Annotated in this window: 25 protein-coding genes; 17 read left to right on the top strand and 8 right to left on the bottom strand. The window is 71.2% G+C overall.

Translation table 11 applies throughout. The features are described 5' to 3' along the window. The first annotated feature begins 191 nt into the window (after positions 1-191). The 9 genes from ccmI (at position 192) to ACX9MN_RS22800 (ending at position 11238) form a co-directional block, all read left to right on the top strand. Positions 192-1679 carry a c-type cytochrome biogenesis protein CcmI gene (ccmI, locus tag ACX9MN_RS22840; protein WP_489725531.1) on the top strand — a complete coding sequence of 496 codons (1488 nt, stop codon included), beginning with the start codon at positions 192-194 and terminating at the stop codon, positions 1677-1679. Positions 1680-1893: 214 nt separating this feature from the next. Beyond that, positions 1894-2406 (top strand): cytochrome c maturation protein CcmE, encoded by a 513-nt coding sequence (gene ccmE / locus ACX9MN_RS22835; RefSeq protein ID WP_020090897.1) that lies wholly within the window; start codon positions 1894-1896, stop codon positions 2404-2406. 10 nt (positions 2407-2416) lie between these two features. Next, entirely contained in the window at positions 2417-4417 is a 2001-nt protein-coding gene (locus tag ACX9MN_RS22830; RefSeq protein WP_020090896.1) for a heme lyase CcmF/NrfE family subunit, read from the top strand. Beyond that, complete coding sequence (locus tag ACX9MN_RS22825; protein WP_020090895.1) at positions 4417-4881, top strand: cytochrome c-type biogenesis protein; 465 nt, start codon at positions 4417-4419, stop codon at positions 4879-4881. Before ACX9MN_RS22830 ends, ACX9MN_RS22825 begins: the two co-directional genes overlap by 1 nt. Before the next feature lie 96 nt (positions 4882-4977). Next, positions 4978-5634, top strand: a complete 657-nt coding sequence (locus ACX9MN_RS22820; protein ID WP_020090894.1) for a glutathione S-transferase family protein — start codon at positions 4978-4980, stop codon at positions 5632-5634. 399 nt (positions 5635-6033) lie between these two features. After that, on the top strand, positions 6034-6507 hold the full coding sequence (locus ACX9MN_RS22815; RefSeq protein WP_331293125.1) for a formate dehydrogenase subunit gamma: 474 nt from the start codon (positions 6034-6036) through the stop codon (positions 6505-6507). Next, the gene (locus ACX9MN_RS22810) at positions 6504-8063 is read left to right on the top strand and encodes a formate dehydrogenase beta subunit (RefSeq protein ID WP_489725530.1); all 1560 of its coding nucleotides are present in this window, start codon (positions 6504-6506) and stop codon (positions 8061-8063) included. The genes ACX9MN_RS22815 and ACX9MN_RS22810 overlap by 4 nt, the downstream gene beginning before the upstream one ends. Positions 8064-8073: 10 nt before the next feature. Continuing rightward, positions 8074-10935 (top strand): formate dehydrogenase subunit alpha, encoded by a 2862-nt coding sequence (gene fdhF / locus ACX9MN_RS22805; RefSeq protein WP_489725529.1) that lies wholly within the window; start codon positions 8074-8076, stop codon positions 10933-10935. 9 nt (positions 10936-10944) lie between these two features. Further along, positions 10945-11238: a formate dehydrogenase subunit delta gene (locus ACX9MN_RS22800; RefSeq protein WP_331293128.1), complete on the top strand. Its 294-nt coding sequence runs from the start codon at positions 10945-10947 to the stop codon at positions 11236-11238. Positions 11239-11460: 222 nt separating this feature from the next. Here ACX9MN_RS22800 and ACX9MN_RS22795 read toward each other — a convergent pair whose 3' ends face one another. Together ACX9MN_RS22795 and ACX9MN_RS22790 are read right to left on the bottom strand one after the other, a co-directional pair. Then, a complete protein-coding gene (locus ACX9MN_RS22795) occupies positions 11461-12123 on the bottom strand; it encodes a 3-oxoacid CoA-transferase subunit B (RefSeq protein WP_149308859.1) in 663 nt (220 codons plus the stop codon). Between the two features lie 24 nt (positions 12124-12147). Next, positions 12148-12888 (bottom strand): CoA transferase subunit A, encoded by a 741-nt coding sequence (locus ACX9MN_RS22790; protein WP_331293130.1) that lies wholly within the window; start codon positions 12886-12888, stop codon positions 12148-12150. 307 nt (positions 12889-13195) lie between these two features. On the opposite strand from ACX9MN_RS22790, the gene ACX9MN_RS22785 reads away from it, so the two are divergent. Together ACX9MN_RS22785 and ACX9MN_RS22780 are read left to right on the top strand one after the other, a co-directional pair. Further along, positions 13196-15028 (top strand): AsmA family protein, encoded by a 1833-nt coding sequence (locus tag ACX9MN_RS22785; RefSeq protein WP_489725528.1) that lies wholly within the window; start codon positions 13196-13198, stop codon positions 15026-15028. 67 nt (positions 15029-15095) lie between these two features. Then, entirely contained in the window at positions 15096-15875 is a 780-nt protein-coding gene (locus ACX9MN_RS22780; RefSeq protein WP_056527687.1) for a DUF1499 domain-containing protein, read from the top strand. A 13-nt stretch (positions 15876-15888) separates the two neighbouring features. On the opposite strand, the gene ACX9MN_RS22775 is transcribed toward ACX9MN_RS22780, so the two are convergent. Both ACX9MN_RS22775 and ACX9MN_RS22770 read right to left on the bottom strand, forming a co-directional pair. Further along, entirely contained in the window at positions 15889-16767 is an 879-nt protein-coding gene (locus ACX9MN_RS22775; RefSeq protein ID WP_489726346.1) for an MBL fold metallo-hydrolase, read from the bottom strand. Between the two features lie 270 nt (positions 16768-17037). Beyond that, on the bottom strand, positions 17038-17214 hold the full coding sequence (locus ACX9MN_RS22770; protein ID WP_489725527.1) for a hypothetical protein: 177 nt from the start codon (positions 17212-17214) through the stop codon (positions 17038-17040). Positions 17215-17419: 205 nt separating this feature from the next. Between ACX9MN_RS22770 and ACX9MN_RS22765 the strand changes: the two genes are divergently transcribed. Beyond that, positions 17420-17596, top strand: coding sequence for a DUF1328 domain-containing protein (locus ACX9MN_RS22765; RefSeq protein ID WP_007568853.1), 177 nt, complete (start codon positions 17420-17422; stop codon positions 17594-17596). Between the two features lie 147 nt (positions 17597-17743). Here ACX9MN_RS22765 and ACX9MN_RS22760 read toward each other — a convergent pair whose 3' ends face one another. Continuing rightward, positions 17744-18082, bottom strand: coding sequence for a NepR family anti-sigma factor (locus ACX9MN_RS22760; RefSeq protein WP_489725526.1), 339 nt, complete (start codon positions 18080-18082; stop codon positions 17744-17746). 174 nt (positions 18083-18256) lie between these two features. Between ACX9MN_RS22760 and ACX9MN_RS22755 the strand changes: the two genes are divergently transcribed. Then, positions 18257-19060, top strand: coding sequence for a response regulator (locus ACX9MN_RS22755; protein WP_012321915.1), 804 nt, complete (start codon positions 18257-18259; stop codon positions 19058-19060). 577 nt (positions 19061-19637) lie between these two features. Then, positions 19638-19901 (top strand): hypothetical protein, encoded by a 264-nt coding sequence (locus ACX9MN_RS22750; protein WP_020090882.1) that lies wholly within the window; start codon positions 19638-19640, stop codon positions 19899-19901. A 164-nt stretch (positions 19902-20065) separates the two neighbouring features. Here the strand turns inward: ACX9MN_RS22750 and ACX9MN_RS22745 are convergent, their stop codons facing one another. After that, positions 20066-20254: a con-10 family general stress protein gene (locus tag ACX9MN_RS22745; RefSeq protein WP_010683678.1), complete on the bottom strand. Its 189-nt coding sequence runs from the start codon at positions 20252-20254 to the stop codon at positions 20066-20068. Positions 20255-20494: 240 nt separating this feature from the next. On the opposite strand from ACX9MN_RS22745, the gene ACX9MN_RS22740 reads away from it, so the two are divergent. Then, positions 20495-20701 (top strand): hypothetical protein, encoded by a 207-nt coding sequence (locus ACX9MN_RS22740; RefSeq protein WP_020090880.1) that lies wholly within the window; start codon positions 20495-20497, stop codon positions 20699-20701. Between the two features lie 17 nt (positions 20702-20718). On the opposite strand, the gene ACX9MN_RS22735 is transcribed toward ACX9MN_RS22740, so the two are convergent. Further along, a complete protein-coding gene (locus ACX9MN_RS22735) occupies positions 20719-21534 on the bottom strand; it encodes a thioredoxin domain-containing protein (protein WP_489725525.1) in 816 nt (271 codons plus the stop codon). Between the two features lie 79 nt (positions 21535-21613). On the opposite strand from ACX9MN_RS22735, the gene ACX9MN_RS22730 reads away from it, so the two are divergent. Next, positions 21614-22057 carry a cyclic nucleotide-binding domain-containing protein gene (locus tag ACX9MN_RS22730; protein WP_020090878.1) on the top strand — a complete coding sequence of 148 codons (444 nt, stop codon included), beginning with the start codon at positions 21614-21616 and terminating at the stop codon, positions 22055-22057. On the opposite strand, the gene ACX9MN_RS22725 is transcribed toward ACX9MN_RS22730, so the two are convergent. Next, positions 22058-22498 carry a VOC family protein gene (locus tag ACX9MN_RS22725; protein ID WP_020090877.1) on the bottom strand — a complete coding sequence of 147 codons (441 nt, stop codon included), beginning with the start codon at positions 22496-22498 and terminating at the stop codon, positions 22058-22060. Between the two features lie 171 nt (positions 22499-22669). Here ACX9MN_RS22725 and ACX9MN_RS22720 point away from each other — a divergent pair, with 171 nt between their 5' ends. Next, positions 22670-23350 (top strand): L,D-transpeptidase, encoded by a 681-nt coding sequence (locus ACX9MN_RS22720; protein ID WP_091676243.1) that lies wholly within the window; start codon positions 22670-22672, stop codon positions 23348-23350. The last annotated feature ends 18 nt before the right edge of the window (positions 23351-23368 follow it).

Below are 23368 nucleotides of genomic sequence, written 5' to 3'. Positions count from 1 at the left end.
GGCACGTCCGGCCGCGTCCGGGTACGGGCCGGGAGGCGGCGCGCGGCCTCATGGCTCCCGCCCGGGGCCTTGTCATCGCAACAGAGTTGCGTGACACCGAGCCGCCGCCGGGAGGCGTCGTGGCATCACGCCGCCGGCTCCACAGGGCGTGGGGAGGGGCGGGCCGGTGCGGCCCGTTGGCGATAAGGTCCATGACGGCGATCTGGTTCATCCTGGCGGCCATGACCGCGGCGGCCGTGCTCGGCCTGCTCTGGCCGATGTCGCGGCGCGCCGCCGTGCCGACCGGCGAGGCCGGCGGCAGCGGGCTCGCCACCGAGACGGCGTTCTACGAGGATCAGATCGCCGAGATCGACCGCGACCTCGAGCGCGGCCTGATCGCCCCCGACGAGGCCGAGACCGCCAAGGCCGAGGCGGCGCGCCGCCTGCTCCGGTCGAGCCGCGAGGCGCAGCGCGAGGCCGAGGATGCCGGCATCGCCGAGGCCGCGCGCCCGGCCGAGCCGCGCCTGCGCCGCCGGCGCGCCGCCTCGGCCTTCGCGCTCTCCACCATCCCGCTCGTGGCGCTGATCGCCTACGGGCTCTACGGCTCGCCCGAGGTGCCGGCGCAGACCGAGGCCGACCGGCAGGCCGCCCGCGGCGGCGCCGACGAGCTGATGAAGGCGGTCGGGCAGATCGAGGCGCGCCTCGCCCGGGACCCGAACGATGCCCGCGGCTGGGCCGTGCTCGCCCCGGTCTACATGCGCACCGGCCGATTCGACGATGCCGCCCGCGCCTACGGCCACCTCGCGCGGATCAAGGGCGAGACCGCCGACCTCCTGGCCGACCAAGGCGAGGCCCTCACGGCGGCCGGCGACGGCACCGTCTCGCCCGAGGCCAAGGCGCTGTTCGAGAAGGCGCAGGCCAAGGAGCCGAACGCGCCCAAGCCGCGCTTCTACCTCGCCCGCGCGGCCGAGCAGGCCGGCGACACCGGCGAGGCGATCCGCCAGCTCACCGAGCTCGAGGCCAGCAGCCCGCCGAACGCCCCGTGGCTCGGGATCGTCAAGCAGAGCCTCGCCCGCCTCAAGGGCGAGCCGCCCCCGCCCGCGACGCCCCAGGCCGCCCCCGAGATCCCGGCCGAGCAGCAGGCGGCGATTCGCGGCATGGTCGACGGGCTCGACGCCCGCCTCAAGACCGGCGGCGGCACCCCCGACGAGTGGCTGCGGCTCGTCCGGTCCCGGATGGTCCTCGGCGAGCGCGCGCAGGCGACCGACGCCCTGGCCCGGGCGCGCACGGCCCTCGCGGGCGACCCGCAGGGTCTCGCCCAGGTCGAGCAGGGCGCCCGCGCCGTGGGTCTCGGCGCAGAGGGTGCGGCGCCCGCGCCGGCCGAATCGGGCCGGGCGGGACCGGGCGTCCAGGCCGAGAAGGAGGCCGCGATGGCGGCCATGCGCGCCATGCCGCAGGCGGAGCAGCAGGCGGCGATTCGCGGGATGGTCGAGGGACTCGACCGGCGCCTCGCCGCGCGGGGCGGCACGCCGGACGAGTGGATGCGGCTCGTGCGTTCCTACAGCGCGCTGGGCGAGCGCGACCAGGCGGTGAAGGCCCTCGACCGCGCCCGCATGGCGCTGGCCGCCAACAGCGAGGCGGTGGCGCGGCTCGACGGTCTCGCCCGGGAGCTGGAGCTTCCTGCCAAGCCGAACCCCTGACGCACCGAACCCCTGACGCACCGAACCCCTGACGCGCCCCTTCCCCGGCGCCACGAAATCGCGAGCCCGCCTCCGCGGAGCGGTCCGTACGACAATCGGTCCCGACGCCCGCCCTTGACCCGCGGGCGCCTGGAGCCGACACCCTCAAGACTAGAATGAGAACGGTTCCGGTCGAGGCGGGTCTCCGCGCGCCGGACCGCGGGGTGGAAGTATCGTGACGCGTAAGAAACGCCGCCTGATCCTGATCGCCGCCTGCGGCAGCGTCCTGGCGCTCGCCGTGGGGCTGATGCTGTACGCCATGAGCGGCTCGATCGTGTTCTTCCGCTCGCCCACCGACATCGCCAAGCAGGCCATCGCCCCGGGCACGCGGCTGCGGCTCGGCGGGCTGGTGAAGGACGGCTCGCTCAGGCGCGGCCCCGACCAGACGGTCGATTTCGCCGTCACCGACACGAACGAGACCGTCGAGGTCCACTACAAGGGCCTGCTGCCGGACCTGTTCCGGGAAGGGCAGGGCGTGGTCGCCGAGGGCGTGCTGGAGCCGGGCGGGCAGTTCCGCGCCGACACGGTGCTGGCCAAGCACGACGAATCCTACATGCCCCGCGAGGTGGCCGACGCGCTGAAGGCGCAGGGGCGCTGGCAGGAGGGCGGCCCGAACAAGGGCGGCCCGGCGCCGAAGCCCGCTACCGCGGCGGCGGACAGCACCCTCGGTCCCCGCAGCGAGCGGTGAGGGAACCCGCATGATCGTCGAGACCGGCCACTTCGCCCTCGCGCTCGCGCTGGCGATCTCCCTCGTCCAGGTGGTGATGCCGATCTGGGCCGCCCGCTCGGGCGATCCGGCCCTGCGCCAGACCGCCTCGCAGGCGGCGCTCGGCGCCTTCGCCTGCGTGCTCTTCGCCTTCGCGGCGCTCACCTACGCGCACGTCACCTCGGACTTCTCGGTCCAGAACGTCGTCGAGAACTCGCACACGCAGAAGCCGCTGATCTACAAGATCTCCGGCGTCTGGGGGAACCACGAGGGCTCGATGCTCCTCTGGGTCCTGATCCTCACCCTGTTCGGCGCCTGCGTGGCGGCGGCCAAGAACTCGGTGCCGCCGCGGCTGCGGGCCAACACCCTGGCCGTGCAGGGGCTGATCACCTTCGTGTTCGTGCTGTTCATCATCACGACCTCGAACCCGTTCACCCGGGTGATCCCGGCCCCGCTCGAGGGCAACGATCTCAACCCGCTGCTGCAGGATCCGGGTCTCGCGGTCCACCCGCCACTGCTCTACGTCGGCTATGTCGGCTTCTCGATCAGCTTCGCCTTCGCGGTGGCCGCGCTGATCGACGGGCGGATCGACGCCGTCTGGGCGCGGGCGGTGCGGCCCTGGACCCTCGCCGCGTGGTGCTTCCTGACGCTCGGGATCGCGATGGGCTCCTACTGGGCCTACTACGAGCTCGGCTGGGGCGGCTGGTGGTTCTGGGACCCGGTCGAGAACGCCTCCCTGATGCCGTGGATCGCCGGCACGGCGCTGCTGCACTCCACCGTGGTGATGGAGAAGCGCGACGCCCTGAAGGTCTGGACGGTGCTGCTCGCCATCCTGACCTTCTCGCTCTCGCTGATCGGCACCTTCCTGGTCCGCTCGGGCGTGATCACCTCGGTGCATTCCTTCGCCACCGACCCGACCCGCGGCGTCTTCATCCTGGCGATCCTGATCCTGTTCATCGGCGGCTCGCTGACGCTGTTCGCGTGGCGGGCGCCGCTGCTGCGGCAGGGGGGACTGTTCGCGCCGATCTCCCGCGAGGGCTCGCTCGTCCTCAACAACCTGTTCCTGGTGGCGGCCTGCGCCACCGTGCTGGTCGGCACGCTCTACCCGCTGGTGCTCGAGATGCTGACGGGCGAGAAGATCACGGTCGGTCCGCCCTTCTTCAATTCCACCTTCGTGCCGCTGGCGATCCCACTGCTGCTGATCGTGCCCATGGGGCAGGCGCTGGCCTGGAAGCGCGGCGACGTGCTCGCCGCCGCCCAGCGCCTGTTCGCCGCGCTGGCGGTCGCCCTGGTGGTCGGCTTCGCGGTGCTGGCGCTGACCTGGGGCGGGCCGGTGCTGGCGCCGGTCGGGATCGGCCTCGGCGCCTACCTGCTGATCGGGTCCGCCCTGGAGATCGTCACCCGCGCCCGCGGCTACGGGGCGAGCCGCGCCCGGTCCCTCGGACAGATCGGCCGCCGCGCCGTCGGTCTGCCGCGCTCGGCCTGGGGCACCGCCATCGCCCATGCCGGGGTCGGCGTGGTGGTGCTGGGCATCGCCGCGCAGGGCTGGGCCACCGAGGGGCTGGCGACCCTCAAGCCCGGGGAGAGCCTGGCGACGGGGCCCTACGTGGCGACCCTGGACCGGGTCGCGCCGCGCAAGGGACCGAACTACGAGGAGGCCGCCGCCTACCTGACGATCCGCACCCGCGGGGGCGACGAGGTCGGGAAGGTCGAGACCGGCAAGCGCTTCTACCCGAGCCGCAAGATGGCCGTGACGGAATCGGGGCTGCTGACCAACGGTGTCAGCCAGGTCTACGCGAGCCTCGGGGAGATCGGGCAGGACGGCGGCGTCGGCCTGCGCCTCTACTACAAGCCGCTGGTCCTGCTGATCTGGCTCGGGGCGGTGGTGATGGCGCTGGGCGGCGGCCTGTCGCTCACGGACCGGCGGATGCGCGTGGGCGTCCCCGCCAAGGCGAAGGCGCGGCCGCTCCCGGTCGCGGTGCCGGCCGAGTGATGGCGCGCCGTTCGCTCCGCCCGGCGCTGGCCGCGCTCGCCCTGCTGGCGTCTCTGCCGGCCCTGGCGGTGCAGCCCGACGAGGTGCTGAAGGATCCCGCGCTGGAACACCGCGCCCGGGAGATCTCGGCCGAACTGCGCTGTCTCGTCTGCCAGAACCAGTCGATCGACGATTCCGACGCGCCGCTCGCCAAGGACCTGCGCCTGATCGTCCGCGAGCGGCTGGAGAAGGGCGACAGCGACACGGCGGTGCTCGACTACGTCGTGGCCCGCTACGGCGAGTTCGTGCTGCTGCGCCCGGTCTTCGCGCTGCACACCCTGCTGCTGTGGCTGACCCCGGTGCTCGCGGTGCTGCTCGGCGGGCTCGGAATCTGGCGCCTCGCCCGCCGCCGCCCGCCCGCGCCGGCCCGGAACCTGTCGGCCGCCGAGCAGGCGGAGGTCGCGGCGCTGCTGCGACGGGAGTAGAATCGCCGCCGGAAGCGATTCGCCCGCCCCGTTCGGCACGAGTCTTGGATCGGGCCTCGCAGACCGCACGATCGGCGACGCGCCCGGGGCAGGACGATGACGGCCGCTACGCTCACCATCTCGAGCCGCAACTACTCCTCGTGGTCCCTGCGGGGCTGGCTGATCTGCCGGATGGCCGGGCTCGACTTCCGGACGGAGGTCCTGTCCGGCACCGACGCCACCACCCGGGCGGAACTGCTGCACCTGTCGCCCTCGTTCCTGGTGCCCCGCCTGCGCCACGGCGACGTGGTCGTCTGGGACACGCTGGCGATCGCCGAGTATCTCGCCGAGACCTTCCCGGAGGCCGGCTTCCTGCCCGGCAACGTGGCGGAGCGCGCCCATTGCCGGTCGATCTCGGGGGAGATGCATTCCGGCTTCGTCAATCTGCGCTCGGCGCTGCCGATGAACCTGCGCGCCTTCCACCCCGATTTCCGCGTGTTCAACGGTGCCAAGGCCGATATCGAGCGCATCGTCACGATCTTCGACGATTGCCTGGACCGCTACGAGGGGCCGTACCTGTTCGGCGCGCGGCCGTGCCTCGCCGACGCGATGTTCGCCCCGGTCTGCACCCGCTTCCGCACCTACGACGTCGCGCTGCCGCCCCGCGCCGCCGCCTACCGCGACACGATCCTGCACTGGCCGCTGATGGTCGAGTGGGCGGAAGCCGCCGCCGATGAGCCGGACGAGATCGAGGAACTCGAGATGGAGTTCTGACGCGGCCGAGGCTGCCGTCTTGGAGCCCGCCACCGTCCTTGCGGGCGGAGCGAAGCAATTCAGTCGCGCCACGCTTGCCGAGGTCGCGCTGCCCTGGATTGCTTCGCTCCGCCCGCAAGGACGGAGGGCTCTGAGCGGACGTTCCGGACCCGACGTGGCGGAATGCAATTTCTTGCAGGGCACAAATTTATGTTGCGACGCACGCGACAAATCCTGACTGCCGATCGGATTTGAAAAATCGCGCTGCGGCAACAGGTTAACGAACTGGCTCCGCTCCTCAGGCCTGCGCGTTACAGCTCGACAAACGTCCTTTGTCGCCCGACCGGACAGCGCGATTGATGCCATTCGGCATTTCTGTTCCTCTTCGCATTAGAACAGGAACAGACTGGGCTGGAAACCATGGCGCGTCACGAGCCCTGGAGCGCGGAGCGCGCATCCGGGATCATCGCCGAGCACACCCACCTCGAAGGGGCCACGCTGCCGATCCTGCACGCGCTGCAGGAGACGTTCGGCTACGTCGATTCCGGCGCCGTGCCGCTGATCGCGGACGCGCTGAACCTGTCGCGCGCCGAGGTGCACGGCTGCATCACCTTCTACCACGACTTCCGCGCCCACCCGGCCGGCCGCCACGAGGTGAAGCTGTGCCGCGCCGAGGCCTGCCAGGCGGTGGGTTCCGACAAGCTCCACCGCGAGATCCTCGGCCGCCTCGGATGCGGCTGGCACGAGACCACCGCCGACGGCAGCGCCACGGTCGAGCCGGTCTACTGCCTGGGCCTCTGCGCCAACGGTCCCGCCGCGCTGGTCGACGGTGAGCCGGTCGCGCACCTGACCGCCGACGCCCTCGAAGCCGCCCTGACGGAGGTGCGCCAGTGAGCGTCACCCTCTACGTTCCGCGCGACGCCGTCGCGCTCGGCCTCGGCGCCAACAAGGTCGCCCGCGCCCTCTTCGCCGGCGCCGAGCGCCGCGGCCTCGACGTCACCATCGTCCGCACCGGCTCCCGCGGCCTGTTCTGGCTGGAGCCGATGGTCGAGGTCGGCACGCCCGAGGGGCGCGTCGCCTACGGTCCGGTGACGGTCAAGGACGTCGACGCCCTGCTGGACGCCGGCCTGACCACGGGCGGCGACCACGCCCTCCGCCTCGGCGACCCGGAGACGATCCCCTACCTCGCCCGGCAGCAGCGCCTGACCTTCCACCGCTGCGGCGTGATCGACCCGGTCTCCGTGGACGATTACCGGGCCCATGGCGGATATCGCGGCCTCGAGGCTGCCCTGAAGCTCGATGCCGAGGGCGTCGTGGCGGCGGTGCGCGATTCCGGCCTGCGCGGCCGGGGCGGTGCCGGCTTCCCGGCCGGCATCAAGTGGAACACCGTGATGCTCGCCAGGGCGGACCAGAAATACGTGGTCTGCAACGCCGACGAGGGCGATTCCGGCACCTTCGCCGACCGGATGATGATGGAGGGCGACCCCTTCAACCTCATCGAGGGCATGACCATCGCGGGCGTCGCGACCGGCGCCACCCGCGGCTACATCTACCTGCGCTCCGAGTACCCGCAGGCCTTCGCCACCCTCAAGGAGGCGATCGCCAACGGCGTTAAGGCCGGCGTGCTGGGCGAGAACGTCCTGGGCTCGGGCAAGAGCTTCCACCTGGAAGTGCGCCTCGGCGCCGGCGCCTACATCTGCGGCGAGGAGACCTCGCTGCTGGAGAGCCTGGAGGGCAAGCGCGGCATCGTGCGGGCCAAGCCGCCGATCCCGGCGCTCAAGGGCTTCCTCGGCAAGCCGACGCTGGTCAACAACGTCATGACGTTCACGGCCGTGCCGTGGATCCTGGAGAACGGCGCCAGGGCCTACGCCGATTACGGCATGGGCCGCTCGCTCGGCACCCTGCCGATCCAGCTCGCCGGGAACATCAAGCACGGCGGCCTGATCGAGGTGGCCTTCGGCATGACCCTCCGGCAGGTCATCGAGGATTTCGGCGGCGGCACCCGCTCAGGGAGGCCGGTCCGGGCCGTGCAGGTCGGCGGGCCGCTCGGGGCCTACTTCCCCGACCATCTCCTCGACACGCCCCTCGATTACGAGGCGATGGCGGCCAAGAAGGGCCTCGTCGGCCACGGCGGCATCGTGGTGTTCGACGACACCGTCGACATGGCCGCCCAGGCCCGCTTCGCCTTCGAGTTCTGCGCCACAGAGTCGTGCGGCAAGTGCACCCCCTGCCGCATCGGCGCGACCCGCGGCGTCGAGACCATGGACAAGGTGATCGCCGGCATCCGGCCGGACGCGAACCTGAAGCTGGTCGAGGACCTCTGCGAGGTCATGACCGACGGGTCGCTCTGCGCCATGGGCGGGCTGACGCCCATGCCGGTGATGAGCGCGATCACCCATTTCCCCGAGGATTTCAGGCGCGCCGGCGATCTGCCGGCCGCGGCCGAGTGAGGAGACGTCGATGGGCCTGATCAAGGAGATCGACTACGGCACGCCGATCCGGGTTGCGGAGCAGACTGTCACCCTGACGATCGACGGCATGTCGGTGACGGTGCCGGCCGGCACCTCGGTGATGGCGGCGGCGATGCAGGCCGGGACGCAGATCCCGAAGCTCTGCGCCACCGACTCGCTGGAGCCCTTCGGCTCCTGCCGCCTCTGCCTCGTGGAGATCGAGGGGCGGCGCGGCACGCCCGCCTCGTGCACGACCCCGGCCGAGAACGGCATGGTGGTGCACACGCAGAACGAGAAGCTCGCCAAGCTCCGCAAGGGCGTGATGGAGCTCTACATCTCCGATCACCCCCTCGACTGCCTGACCTGCGCGGCGAACGGCGATTGCGAGCTGCAGACCCAGGCGGGCGTCGTCGGCCTGCGCGACGTGCGCTACGGCTACGAGGGCGACAACCACGTCCGGCCGAGCTCGGAGAAGTACCTGCCGAAGGACGAGTCGAACCCGTACTTCACCTACGACCCGTCGAAGTGCATCGTCTGCAACCGCTGCGTCCGCGCCTGCGAGGAGGTGCAGGGCACCTTCGCGCTGACCATCGCGGGCCGCGGCTTCGACAGCCGCGTGGCGGCCGGCCCGACCAATTTCTTCGAGTCCGAGTGCGTGTCCTGCGGCGCCTGCGTGCAGGCCTGCCCGACCGCGACCCTTCAGGAGAAGTCGATCCACGAGTTCGGCCAGCCCGAGCACGCGGAGGTGACGACCTGCGCGTATTGCGGCGTCGGCTGCTCGTTCAAGGCCGAGATGCAGGGCGAGCGCGTCGTCCGCATGGTCCCCTACAAGGGCGGCAAGGCCAACGAGGGCCATTCCTGCGTGAAGGGCCGCTTCGCCTACGGCTACGCCACCCACAAGGACCGCATCACCAAGCCGATGATCCGCGAGAAGATCACGGATCCGTGGCGCGAGGTCTCGTGGGAGGAGGCGATCGACCGCGCGGCCTCCGAGTTCAAGCGGATCCAGGCCAAGTACGGCAAGGATTCGGTCGGCGGCATCACGTCGTCGCGCTGCACCAACGAGGAAGCCTACCTCGTCCAGAAGCTCGTGCGCGCCGCCTTCGGCAACAACAACGTCGATACCTGCGCCCGCGTCTGCCACTCGCCGACCGGCTACGGCCTGATGTCGACGCTCGGCACCTCGGCCGGCACCCAGGACTTCAAGTCGGTCGAGCATTCCGACGTGATCCTGGTGATCGGCGCCAACCCGACCGACGGCCACCCGGTCTTCGGCTCGCGGATGAAGAAGCGCCTGCGCCAGGGCGCCAAGCTGATCGTCGCCGATCCCCGCAAGATCGACCTGGTGAAGTCGGCCCACATCAAGGCCGACTATCACCTGCCGCTGAAGCCCGGCTCCAACGTCGCCTTCATCAACTCGTTGGCGCACGTGATCGTCACCGAGGGGCTGATCGACGAGGCCTATGTCCGCGAGCGCTGCGATCTGGCCGAGTTCGAGTCCTGGGCCCGGTTCATCGCCGACGAGCGCCACTCCCCGGAGGCGCAGCAGCCCTTCACCGGCCTCGACCCGGCGGATGTCCGCGGCGCGGCCCGGCTCTACGCCAAGGGCGGCGCGGCCGGCATCTACTATGGCCTCGGCGTCACCGAGCACAGCCAGGGCTCGACCATGGTGATGGGCATGGCCAACATCGCCATGGCCACCGGCAACATCGGCAAGCTCGGCGCCGGCGTGAACCCGCTGCGCGGCCAGAACAACGTCCAGGGCTCCTGCGACATGGGCTCGTTCCCGCACGAGCTCACCGGCTACCGCCACGTCTCGGACGACGCCACCCGCGAGAGCTTCGAGGCGATCTGGGGGGCCAAGCTCGACAACGCCCCGGGCCTGCGCATCACCAACATGCTCGACGAGGCCGTCGAGGGCACGTTCAAGGGCATGTACATCCAGGGCGAGGATATCGCGCAGTCCGACCCCGACACGCACCACGTGACCTCGGGCCTGATGGCGATGGAGTGCATCGTCGTCCAGGACCTGTTCCTGAACGAGACCGCCAAGTACGCCCACGTCTTCCTGCCGGGCGCCTCGTTCCTGGAGAAGGACGGGACCTTCACCAACGCCGAGCGCCGCATCTCGCGGGTCCGCAAGGTCATGGCCCCGATGGGCGGCTACGGCGACTGGGAGGGCACGGTGCTGCTCGCCAACGCGCTCGGTTACCCGATGAACTACAGCCACCCGTCCGAGATCATGGACGAGATCGCCCGGCTCACGCCGAGCTTCACCGGCGTCTCCTACGCCAAGCTCGACGAGCTCGGCTCGGTGCAGTGGCCCTGCAACGAGAAGGCGCCGCTCGGCACGCCGATGATGCACGTGGACCGCTTCGTCCGCGGCAAGGGCCGGTTCATGATCACCGAGTTCGTGGCCACCGAGGAGCGGACGGGGGCGAAGTTCCCGCTGATCCTCACCACGGGCCGGATCCTGTCCCAGTACAATGTCGGCGCGCAGACGCGGCGCACCGAGAACTCGCGCTGGCACGAGGAGGACGTGCTGGAGATCCACCCGTTCGACGCGGAGCTGCGCGGCATCGTCGACGGCGACCTCGTCGCCCTGGAGAGCCGCTCGGGCGACATCGCCCTGAAGGCCAAGATCTCGGAGCGGATGCAGCCCGGCGTGGTCTACACGACCTTCCACCACGCCAAGACCGGCGCCAACGTGATCACCACCGACTACTCCGATTGGGCGACCAACTGCCCCGAGTACAAGGTGACGGCGGTGCAGGTCCGGCGGACCAACCGGCCCTCCGACTGGCAGGCGAAGTTCTACGAGGAGGACTTCTCCCTGACTCGGATCGCCCAGACCCTGGACGCGGCGGAGTAAGCGTACCCGATGAGCGCCGTGACACAGGCGGACAAGCTCGTCCGCATGGCCAACCAGATCGCCACTTTCTTCCGGTCCTACCCGGAGGAGGAGGCGGTCGCCGGTATCCAGAAGCACATCAAGGCGTTCTGGACGCCCAAGATGATCGCCCATCTCGAGGCCGCCCTGCCGGAGCAGGGCGACCGGGTCGACAGCTACGTGCGGCGGGCGTTGCAGGGCGCGGAGCCGGCGGCCGACAGCCCGGTGCGTCCGGCCACCCGGGATCCGCAGCTCGCGGGTGCGGGCGCCAGCGACGCGGGCTGACCGCTCGGCGCCGGTCCGGGGCTTCGGGCCCGGACCCTGCTCGAGCTGACCTGCGCAGGATCACGCGAAGCACCCCCTCTCCCGACCGGGCGAGGGGGTGCTTCGCGTCCGTGCCGATCGTGCGGGGAACGGGGCTGCGCCGGCTGAGGGGCGCCTTGGCCCCGGCTGGCCGCGCCTTCGCCCCGGCTGGCCCGGCGACGTCCGCCGCCGGGCCCGGGGACTTCAGTTCTTCAGGGCGACCGTGAAGTCGGCCTCGGTCTTGCCGCGGATCTCGTCCTCGGTGACGCCGTCGGCGAGCTCGATCAGCTTCATGCCGCCGTCGCCCTTCTTGTCGATCTCGAACACGCCGAGATCGGTGATCACCAGGTCGACCACCCGGGTTCCGGTGAGCGGCAGGTCGCAGGCCTTGAGCAGCTTCGGGCTCTCGGTGCCGTCCTTGTTCTTGGCGACGTGCTCCATCACCACGACCACGCGCTTCACGCCCGCCACGAGGTCCATGGCGCCGCCCATCCCCTTCACCATCTTGCCGGGGATCATCCAGTTGGCGAGGTCGCCGTTGCCCGCCACCTGCATGGCGCCGAGGATCGACAGGTTGATGTGCCCGCCGCGGATCATCCCGAAGGAATCGGCGGACGAGAAGTAGCTCGTCGTCGGCAGCGCGGTGATCGTCTGCTTGCCGGCGTTGATCAGGTCCGGGTCCTCCTCGCCCTCGTACGGGAAGGGGCCCATGCCGAGCATGCCGTTCTCCGACTGGAGCTGCACCGACATGCCCTCGGGAATGTAGTTCGACACCAGCGTCGGGATGCCGATGCCGAGGTTCACGTAGAAGCCGTCCTCCAGCTCCTTGGCGGCGCGCGCCGCCATCTGCTCGCGGGTCCAGGCCATCGTTCTCGCTCCCTTCCCGTCCGATCAGTGCGTGCCGCCGCCGGCCGCCGCGGCCGGGGTGCTGTCGTCGCGCTTGCGCGTGGTGCGCTGCTCGATGCGCTTGTCGCGCTGCCCGACGTCGATGATCCGCTTCACGAAGATGCCGGGCGTGTGGATCGTGTCCGGATCGATCGCGCCGGGCTTCACGAGGTGCTCGACCTGCGCCACCGTCATCTTGGCGGCGGTCGCCATCATCGGGTTGAAGTTGCGCGCGGTCATCCGGTAGCGGAGGTTCCCCTCGGTGTCGCCCGTATGGGCGTGGACCAGGGCGAGGTCGGCGAACAGGCCGCGCTCCATGACGTACTGCTCGCCGTCGAACTCGCGGACTTCCTTGCCCTCGGCGACCTTGGTGCCGACGCCGGTCTTGGTGAAGAAGGCCGGGATGCCGGCGCCGCCGGCGCGGATCCGCTCGGCCAGCGTGCCCTGCGGGTTGAACTCGATCTCCAGCTCGCCGCCGAGATACTGGCGGGCGAACTCCTTGTTCTCGCCGACATAGGACGAGATCATCTTGCGGACCTGGCGGGTGTCCAGGAGCTTGCCGAGGCCGACCCCGTCGATACCGGCGTTGTTGGAGACGACCGTGAGGCCCTTGACGCCCGAGAGGCGCACCGCCTCGATCAGCTCGTCGGGGATACCGCAGAGGCCGAAGCCGCCGCACATCACCATCATGTCGTCGTGCAGGAGGCCGGCCAGGGCCGCGGCGGCATCCGTGTAGACCTTCTTCATCGAACCGTCCTTTTCCCGCCGGACCCGACCGGCCGAAACCTTGGGAAGCGCGTGTCCTCGCGCCTGCTCTCCCCGATTCCGCGCGCGAAATCCAGTGGTGCGCCGCACCGGCGCGCGCGGTCTCGGGCGATCCGTAACCGGCACTGCGCTGGGGAGGGCAGGGCGGCCCTGCGCGGGCGCGGCAGACAAAGCCGGCCGAGGACGCTAAGTTGCCCATTCGACGTGCAGACCCTGCCGGGCCGCGGCAGCCCGAGGGGCCGGCGCGGCGCCCGGCTTCCGGCCACAGCCGCCGCCCCTTCGGAGCATGATGTCGCTGCGCCGCCCGATCCTCGTCCTCGCACTCGGGAGCCTGATCGCTGCCGGCCTCGGCCTGCGCGACTGGCCCCTGGAGGATGGCCGGGTCACGGCGTTCGCCCGCCGCGCCTTCGACGCGTACGGCCTCCGGCTGACACTGCACGGGCCCGCGCACCTCGCGGTTCTGCCCTGGCCGCGCCTGACCCTCGACCGCGTCCGGCTCGCCGCGGGTTCCAACGGCCCAATTTTGGCGGATGACGGCCGCCTGATCATCGATCTCGACCCGCTGAGCCTCGTCGGCGAGCGCGCGGACGTGAGCGGGCTCCGCCTGGAGGGCGCGCGGCTGTCGGACGACCCCGCGGGTTGGGAAGCTCCCCTCGCGCGCCTCGCCGAGCAGGCCCGGTCCGGCGAGACGGCCCGGCCGCGCCGGATCGTTGTGCGCGACGCGCGCCTCGCCGCCGGCGACACGGCCCGGGACATCGACCTCGACATCGCGTGGCCGCTCTGGGGCAAGGCCGCCGAGGGCCGCGCCAGCCTCATCTGGCGCGGCGTGCCGACCCGGATCGCCCTCAGCCACCTGCGTCCGGCCGAGATGGCCCAGCGCCGCGGGAGCCCGTTCACCGCGGAGATCACGTGGCCGGACGGCCGCCTCGCGGCGGACGGAACGGTGGCGCCGCCGACGGAGGGGAGCGCGCTGCCCGTCATGTCCGGGCAGGTCCGGTTCGAGACGCGATCCCTGCCGGAGAGCTTGGCCTGGATCGGCCGCGATATGCCGCTGGCGCCGCTCGCCGGCGCCTTCTCGGTCGACGGCCGGTTCGAGACGGGCGAGCGGTCCGTCTCGTGGCCGAGCCTGCGCATCGGCCTAGGTCAGAACGTGCTCGAGGGGGCCGGCGCCGTCGCGTTCGGGCCCGGCAAGGCGCCGCGCCTCTCGGTGCAGGCGACCCTGGCGGCCGAGACGCTCGATCTCACGCCTCTCGTCGCGGATCTGTCGCGGCTCCTCGACCCCGCGCCCGCGTCGATCGCCCTGGCGCCCTTCACGCGCGGCGACCTCGACCTTCGCCTGTCGGCGGCCGAGGGGCGCGCCGGCGCCGTCCGGGTGCAGGATCTGGCGGCGAGTGTCCTGGTGCGGGAGGCCGCCCTGGAGGTCGCGGTGAACCGGGCCCGGATCCAGGACGGCACGTTCAAGGGGCGCGTCAACCTGACGAGCGGGTCCGATCCGGCCGCGACCGAACTGCGCACGCAGGGAAGCCTCGACCGCGTCGACCTCGGCGCGCTGCTCGGCGAGATCGGCGCGGCCCGCTGGGTGGTGGGGCCCGTGCAGGGGCATTTCGCCCTCGAATCCAGGGCCCGGGACACGGTCGGATTGCTGGCGCACCTGAATGGCCGGGCCACGCTCGCCATGGACGGTGGTGCCATCGCGGGCCTCGACCTCGCCGACGTCATCCACCGCAACGGCGCGGTGGCGTCCGGCGCCCTGGCGCGCCGCAACGGCCGGACGGCCTTCGAACGGGCCGTGGTGACGCTGCGCATCGCCGACGGCGTGGGCGAGATCGCCGAGTCGGGTCTCCTGGGGCCGAGCGTCGGGGCGACCCTGCACGGCCAAGTCTCGCTGCCGGAGCGTCGGCTCGATGCCAAGGGCGACCTCGTCCTGCGTCCGCCCGGCGATTCCTCCCGCGGGATCCTGTTCGCGGTGACGGGCCCCTGGAGCGCCCTGACGGCTCAGACGGTCGCGCACAGCGAGATCCCCGACCCGGTCGGCCGGTACGGGGGCGCGATGCTCCCCGACCCGCTCAAACTGCCCGCCACGCTCGGCCTGCCCGGCAACGCCCGCGCGTACGCGCCGTGACCGCGGCGCCATGGCGCCGGCTCCGGCCAAGCTCTAAGATCGGGCCTCGAACGCCTTCATGATCCCCATGCGCCGCCTGCTCATCGAGGAACCCGTGACCCGCGCGGGGCCGCTGGCCCGGCGGCTCGCCGTGTTCTCCGTCATCGCCACCGGGATCGCCCTGGTCCTCGTCCGGGATCCGCGCTCCGACACGGACGCCGCCCTCGTGGCGCTCGTGGCCGGGCTCGGCGTCGCGCTGCTGGCGGCCGCGGCCGCGATCTTCGCCTTCGTGCGGGTCTGGCGCGAGGGCGCCCGCGGTCTCGGGGCCGCCCTCGCCGGATTGATCCTGGCGCTGGCGGTTCTCGGCTACCCCGCCTTCCTGGGCCTGCGCGGCCTGCGTCTTCCCGCCCTCTCGGACATCACCACCGACATCGACAATCCGCCGGCCTTCTCGCGCTCGCGGGCGGCCTTCGCGGCCCGCGGCGGACGCTATCCGGCGGACCCGAGCCCGGCTGCGCGCGAGAGCCAGCGCGGCGCCTACCCGCAGATCGCGCCGCTGACCCTCGATATCGGCGCCGACGAGGCCTTCGAACTCGCCCGGCAGGCCGCCCTGAAGCGGCACTGGCAGATCGTCGAGGCGATCCGGCCGGGCGGCCGGACCGGGAACGGCCGGATCGAGGCCGTGGCGCGGGGGCTGATCCTCAACCTGCCGGACGATGTCACCGTGCGCATCCGCCCCCGCGCCGACGGGGCGCGGATCGACGTGCGCTCGGCCTCGCGGCTCGGCGGCCGCGATTTCGGCAGCAATGCCGACCGGATCCGGGCCTATCTCGACGACGTCGCCAACCTCGCTCTCGCGGTGAAGTGAGCCGCCGCGCCTCTCAGGCCGGCGCGTAGGTGCCGTCGAGGCGGGGGGCGCCGTCGCAGGACGCGAGCCCGCGTCCGACCAGATCCTCCAGGTGGGCGAAGACCGACAGCGCCGCCGCGCCGCGGAGCCGGGGGTCGAGCCCCTGGTAGATCGCAGCGACGATGTCGGCGATCCGCCCGTCGCCGGCGGCCAGCCGCGCGCGGATCGCCGCCTCGCGCTGGCGGCGATGCCCGGCGAGCCCGCGGAGGAACCGGGCGGTCTCGCGCACCGGTCCGCCATGGCCCGGCCAGTAGACCGTCTCGTCGCGCCCGCGCAGCTTGTCGAGGGAGTCCATGTAGGCCCGCATCGCGCCGTCGGGCGGCGCCACAATCGTGGTCGACCACGCCATGACGTGGTCGCCCGAGAACAGCGCCCGCGCCTCTGGCAGCGCGAAGGCGAGATGGTTCATCGTGTGCCCGGGGGTCTCGACGGCCACGAGGGTCCAGCCCGGGCCGGACACGGCGTCGCCCTCCACCATGATCCGTTCCGGCGCGTGCGCCCGGTCGGCGCTCGCGTCGAGCATCGGGGTCTCCGCTTCCGACAGGGCCCGCGCGGCCCTGTGCGGCGCGCATCCGACGATCGGCGCGTCGGTGCGCGCGGCAAGCAGCCTTGCTCCGGGCGAGTGATCCCGATGGGTGTGGGTGACCACGATGGCCTCGACCCGCTCGGTGCCGAGATCCCGAAGCAGCGCCTCGACATGGGCCGGATCGTCCGGGCCCGGATCGATCACCGCGACGCGCTCCTGGCCCACCACGTAGGTGCAGGTGCCGCTCGCCGTGAACGGGCCTCCGTTCGGCGCGACCCGCCGGCGGATCAGCGGCGCGACCCGGTCCAGCCGGCCGGCCGGAGGCATCGACGGATCGAAGGTCAGGGTGGTCTCGTCGGTGTCCGCCATCGCGATCCCGTGCGATCGATACGACGGTTCCTTGGACGGTTCGCGGCCGCGTGGCAATCGCCGTCGAGGCCTAGAGGATGGGAGGCCGCGGTGCGAGGCATTCTGGGATGGCGGCAGGACCTGCCCGCTGTCCTGCCGGTGATCCTGACGCAGGGGTGATGCCGTCCGGCGCCTGTGGAGGGACGCGGAAGGAGTCGCGTCCGCTCCGGGGTCGCGCGCGTCCCGCGATCAGTCCTGCCGGCGCGGTTGCCGTGCGCGCACGCGGACCGGTACGGGCGCCGGTGCCGGCATGAGACCGAGCGCGGCCGCGCGCAGGGCGTCGCCGGCCTTGTCGACGATCTCGGTCACCCGCGCCGCCATCGCGGCGGCCTTCGATCGAACGGCACTCTTGGCAGATTGCAGCATCGCAAATCCCGGATCGAGCCTTAAGACCTATCTTCGAACGCTAGCGCCCCTGTCTCGTTCCGTCACCCCATGTCGCGGCCGGCGCTCGCGCCCGCGGGGACTCACAGGACTTCGCGATGGGGGCGGAACCGGAGCGAAACCTTGGCGTTTTCGTGTTCAGAACGACGCGGCCCGCCCGCGTTGGTACTTTCTAAGGATACGAACCATGCTCGGTTGGGCCGTAACTTTTCTCGTCGTCGCTCTCGTGGCCGCTCTGCTTGGGTTCGGCGGCATCGCCGGCACCGCCATGGAGGCGGCCAAGCTGGTCTTCTTCGTAGCGATCGTCCTGTTCGCCATCTCGGCCGTCGTCGGCCTGATGCGGGGCCGTTCGCCGACACTTTGACCGAGGGCCGGAGCGGCCGGCCCCGTTCAGCGGGCCGGCGCACGGACCCACGGAAGAGCCGTCGCCGCAGGGCGGCGGCTTTTCCATCGCGGCGCTGCCATCGCGCCGTTGCAGGGGTAGATTGTCCCGTTCACGGGACGAGCGGTTTCAGGCCTTGCGGTCGGCGCTGTCGAGCTTGGCGATCAATTCGGCGAAGCGATCGGGTACGGGCTGCTGCGTGACCGTGTCGTACATCGCGCGCAGCTGCGCGGCGATGCGGTTCCGGGTCTGGTCGCTGAGGCCGCCCTTGCTCTTGGAGCGGTCGGACGGGTCGGAGGCGGCCGTACCGCCGGAGCTGTTCTCGGACTCCGACAAGCGATCCGAAGCGGTCTCGACGTGCGGATCGCGCGCGCGAAGACCGGCCTCCTTTCCCTGGTCCACCATCAACACGCCCCTTGTTGCCGAAGTCGGCCCGGCCGCATTGTGCTGCGGCTCGACATACGCCATGGCTGCGCCGGCAACGCCTGCGCGCCGGCATCGGTTCCGCTGGGGGGTGGAACGGAGTGCGGGCCTCCGCGTTGGGCGGTAGGCTGCGCAGGACAGAAAGCCGGCCCCGGCAGGCCCTCGGTGACGGATCGAGGCGTTCGCGGCCGGGCAACACGGCGAGGCACAGGGGATCGAATGTCGACATCGCAACTCGTGGTACAGCACCTGCCGTACCTGCGCCGCTACGCGCGCGCGCTCACGGGTAGCCAAGTGGCGGGTGACGCGTACGTCGCCGCCACCCTGGAGACCCTCGTCAACGAGCCGGACACGCTCGGTCGCAGCACCAACATCAAGGCCGACCTGTTCCGCGTCTTCACGCGGATCTGGAACTCGCTCTCGGTCAACGGCCGCAGCGAGCAGGTCCAGCACGACCTGCCGGCGGAGGTCCGCCTCGGCCAGATCACCCCGCTGCCGCGCCAGGCCTTCCTGCTCTCCTGCCTCGAGGGCTTCTCCGAGGAGGACGCGGCGATCATTCTGGGCGTCGACGTGTCCGAGGTTCGCGACCTCGTGGACGAGGCCGGTCGGGAGCTCGCCGCCGACATGGCGACCGAGATCCTCATCATCGAGGACGAGCCCCTGATCGCGATGGATCTGGAGGCGCTGGTCGAGGGTCTCGGCCACAACGTCATCGGCGTCGCCCGCACCCGCACCGAGGCGATCAAGATCGCCGGCGAGGGCAAGCGCCCCGGCCTGATCCTGGCCGACATCCAGCTCGCCGACGGCTCCTCCGGCCTCGACGCCGTGAACGACCTCCTGAAATCCTTCGAGGTGCCGGTGATCTTCATCACCGCCTATCCCGAGCGCTTCCTCACCGGTGAGCGGCCCGAGCCGGCGTTCCTGATCGCCAAGCCGTTCCAGCCCGCCAACGTCTCGGCGGTGATCAGCCAGGCGCTGTTCTTCCAGCAGACCGCCCGTCGGCGGGAAGCCAAGACGGCCTGAGCTGACGGCCTGAGATCCGGCCTGAGGTCAGGCTTGGCGGTTCGCCCCCGGGAGTGACCCGGGGCGTCCGCGACCGAGAGTGGCGACAACGAAAAAGCCCCGGCTCACGCCGGGGCTTTTTTTGTTGTCGGTCCGCACGCCCTCGTCGGACGCCGCGCACAAAAAAACGGGCCGGAGAGAGCTCCAGCCCGTCGCGAAGGTTCCGGCCGATGCACAAGGGGAATGCGGGGAGGACCAGGTGGCCGGGTGCACAGAGAACGGGTGCCGGCGCGGGAGGTTCCAGAATGGGCGCTTTTTCGTGAGGCGTGCTTTTTCTGCCACGAACCGTGGCTGTGGATAGCGGGCGTGCGCCGCCGCACCAACAGCCGAGCTGCGTTCGAATACTCAGGATTCGTAGACGCGAGACAGTCTAGGAACCTGCGATTGCAGGGCGCGTTGTACGAACATCCTGTCAAGCTCTCGCAATGAGGTCGAGGCGATGCTGCGGTCTGGTTTCATCCTGGGCGTGAGTGCTCCTGCGGCTCTTCTCACCGTTCTGGTCCAGCCGGTGGTTCGCGACACGGCGGATCGGTGGACGATGCCGGTCCCGACCGCGCAGACCATTTCGGCGCCGCTGCCCGGGATGCGCCCCGTGTCGCTGTCGATCAGCCCGACGCGGGTGGCGGGGGTGCAGCGCCTCGACAGCCGGAACGCCCCGGTGGCCGGCGAGGCGCAGGATCTGGAGATCAAGCCGATCCTGCGGCAGCCGCCACGGCGCATGCGCGAAGGGTGCGAGGCGGCGCTGAGCTCCCTGGTCGGTCCCGAGGCGCGCCGCATGACCCCCGGCCGCTGCATTTCCTGATCGGCGCCGACAGGTCTGGAAATCAGAAGGCCCCGCCGTCTCGGCGGGGCCTTTATGCTGTGTGGATCGGCCCTAGATCGCGATCCGCAGCCTAAACTTGAAACGAAAACGGCGCCCGTCCCGAGGGACGCGGCGCCGCTACGCGGTACGAAACGGCAGCGGCCTCACTCAGCCCGGCCGGTCCCCGTGGACTGACCGCCCTTGCGGCCGGCGGACGAGGCGAGCTCACGGTCCTGCGAGAAGGAGCGCTTCTCGGCCGGAACGCTGCGGCCGCCCTTGCTGGCGATCTCGCGCTGCCGCTCCAGGTCCATCGAGGCAAAGCCTCGCTTCGAGGTCGAATTTCCGGACGCCATCAGTTCCTCCTCAGGCTTCGCTTCACCCCGCAACAACCTTCAGCAATAACCAAGGTTCCTGTCCCGAGACCTGCTCAAGCTTCCGACAGCTAAGCTTGGCAGCAACCCCGACTTGTGTGCCGCGTTGGTCGACATTCGACCTTGGTTGAAGTCCGCGTCGGGTCCGACAGGCCCGGAGGCCCGGCGACTCGTCCCGGGCGGACGGCGCGGCCTCACGGCACGAGAGAAGGGTTTTCGCGCATGACGAACCGCAACATGGTCAAGGATGCCGCTCCGGGGGCACAGGCCACGCAGCCCAACACGCCGCCGCTGCCGCCGATGCCGGCGCCGGAAGATTCCGCCACCCCGACCACCCGCGAGGAGCCGACGGATTCGCCGCACCTGAATGCCAGTCTCAAGCGCGACGCGCCCCCTCCCGGGGGACAGGGGCTCTCGACGAAGCGCTGAGCCGGGCGAGGGCGTTCTCAGGTCCGGCGCCGGTGCGCGAGGCGCGTCAGGCCCGCGACGAGAAGGGCGATCGCCAGGATCGTGACGATCCCGGCCACCGTCAGGATCCGCTGGATGAGGGGCGTGTAGACGCCGCGCGCGGCATCGTAGCCGTAGCAGAGCAGGGTGAGCCGGTCGGCGATGCTGCCGACCCGGCCCTCGCCGGCTTCCGTCAGGGCGAGGCGCAGGTCGCGCCCGGTCAGCGCCAGGGGCGACAGCACACGGGCTACCCGGCCGTCGGCGGTGAGGAGAAGCGCCGCCGCGGGATGCGCGAAGCTGTCGGTCCCGGCATCGTAGACAGCTTCATAGCCCAGCGCGCCGGTGAGGCGCGCGAGCGCGGCGTCCGACACGATGAGCGCCCGGGGCCGGACGGATCCCGCCCGATTCCCGAGCGTCTCCGCCAGCATGCGCCGGGCGGCCGCGGCGTCGTCGCGGGGATCGATCCCGACCAGCACGAGGGCGTAGTCGTCGATCGGCAGGCCGGTGGCCGCCAGCGCGTCCACCGACAGGGACAGCATGGGGTCGCAGACGTTCCCGCAGGTGTAATCCACCGGCAGCAGAAGGGCCGCGCGGCCGCCCAGGGCCTGCCCGAGGGTGGTCGGCCGGTCGGTGCGCGCGTCGGTGGCGGCGAGGTCGAGCGGGGCCCGGGCACCCGGGGGCGGCGCGACCGCGACGCGGGCGAGGTCGGCCTTGACGAGGCGGGCCGCTGCCGGCTCCGGCGACAGGACGAGGCACAGTGCCAGGAGGGCGCCGAGACCACACCGACAGGTTGCGTAAGGCGCGGGGCTGGACAAGTGCCTGACGAACCGCATGGATAAGCGGGCCCGTCCGGCCCCGCCGTCCTGGGCGTGAGACCCGTCGCGGAGCCCCCGAATGACCCTCGACACCGAGGTTTCCTCCCTGAAGCAGGTGCCGCTGTTCCGCGAGGTGGAACCGGCGCGCCTGAAGCTCCTGGCCTTCACCAGCGAGCGGGTGCATTTCGAGCCGGGGCAACGCTTCTTCGCCCGCGGCGACGTCGCGGATGCGGCCTACGTGATCCTCTCGGGTACGGCGGACGTCAGCATCGACGGTCCCGCCGGCCCGGTGCGGCTGGCGCTGCTCGGCCAGGACGCCCTCGTCGGTGAGATGGGCATCCTGGCCGAGCAGCCCCGCTCCGCCACCGTGACGGCGCAATCCGCGGTGACCGCCCTGCGTATCGACCGCGGGGTGTTCCTGGAACTGCTGGCCCAGTTTCCACAGATCAGCATCGCCCTGATGCGCGTGCTGGCGCTGCGGCTGGAGCAGACCAACCAGGCGCTGGCGGAGAGCCGGGGCTGATCATCCCGCGTAGGTGATGAATTCCAGGAGCGAGCCGTCGGGATCCCGGAAGTAGACGCTGATCCCCGCGCCCGCGGCGCCGTGCCGCTCCACCGGGCCGAGTTCCACCGGGACCCCGGCGGCCTCGAGATGCGCGATGGCGGTCTCGATCGCGCCCGACCAGCGGAAGCACAGGTCGCTGTTGCCCGGCTGGACGGGTTTCGCCGCGACCGGTACCGGCTCGACGCCCGGCCCGTGGCAATTGAGCTGGACGCCGCCGAACCGGTAGGCGAAGCCGGGACCGCGCTCGAGGATCTCGGCACCCACCACGTCGCGGTAGAAGGCGTTCGAGCGTGCCCAGTCGCTCACGTGGATCACGCAGTGATCGAGGTGTATCGCCGGGCTGAGCGGGACATCGGGAGCGACCGTCGCCTCGGTGGGAAGAGTTTCGGTCTCGGCCATCGTTCACCTCCGCTCCGGGCGCAGTAGAGCACCGCTGCGATTCAGAATTAGGGCACAACCGTGGCCGTGGGAGCGGCCCGCGCGCGGCCGGCTGCGGCGCAAAAGCTACATCGTCACAGGCGCAGAGGCGGTAGGCATGGCGCGACGACCGTATCCCGCACGACAGGACCTATGATCGCCACGCTTCCCTCGGCCTGGAGCCGCCTGCGCCGGATCGTTCTCTCGCGAATCCTCCTCGCCGTCGTGGCGATCGCGCCCGTCGCGGCCTGCCAGACCCGTCCGGTCCAGGTCGCCCAGGACGACGAGGCGGCGTGGTACGTCGGCAGCAAGCCCGACAAGCCCTTCGACATTCCGCTGGTCGACACCCAGCGCCTCGATCCGAAGTACCGCCGCCAGCAGGTGAGCTACAACGGCCCCGAGCAGCCGGGGACAATCGTGGTCGACATCGACAAGCGGCAGCTCGTCCTGGTCCAGGCCGACGGCACGGCGATGCAGTACGGTGTCGGCGTCGGCAAGGCCGGCTTCTCCTGGAAGGGCGAGGCTCGGGTCGGGCGCAAGGGCGTCTGGCCGGACTGGAGCCCGACCGTCACGATGGTCTCGCTGCATCCCGACCTGCCGCGCACCCGCAAGGGCGGCCTCGACAATCCCCTCGGGGCGCGCGCCCTCTACCTCTACCAGGGCAACCGCGACATCCTGTTCCGCATCCACGGCACCAACGAGCCCTGGAGCATCGGCGAGCAGATGTCGTCAGGCTGCGTTCGGATGCTGAACGAGGATATCGCCGACCTGTATGAGCGCGTGCCGGTGGGCACCCGCGTGCTCATCAAGCGCAACGGCAAGTACCGGACCTGAGCGGGCGTGGCGCGGATT

This window comes from Methylobacterium sp. 1A (genome assembly GCF_058072805.1).
This window is presented reverse-complemented; position numbering and strand designations above follow the sequence as displayed.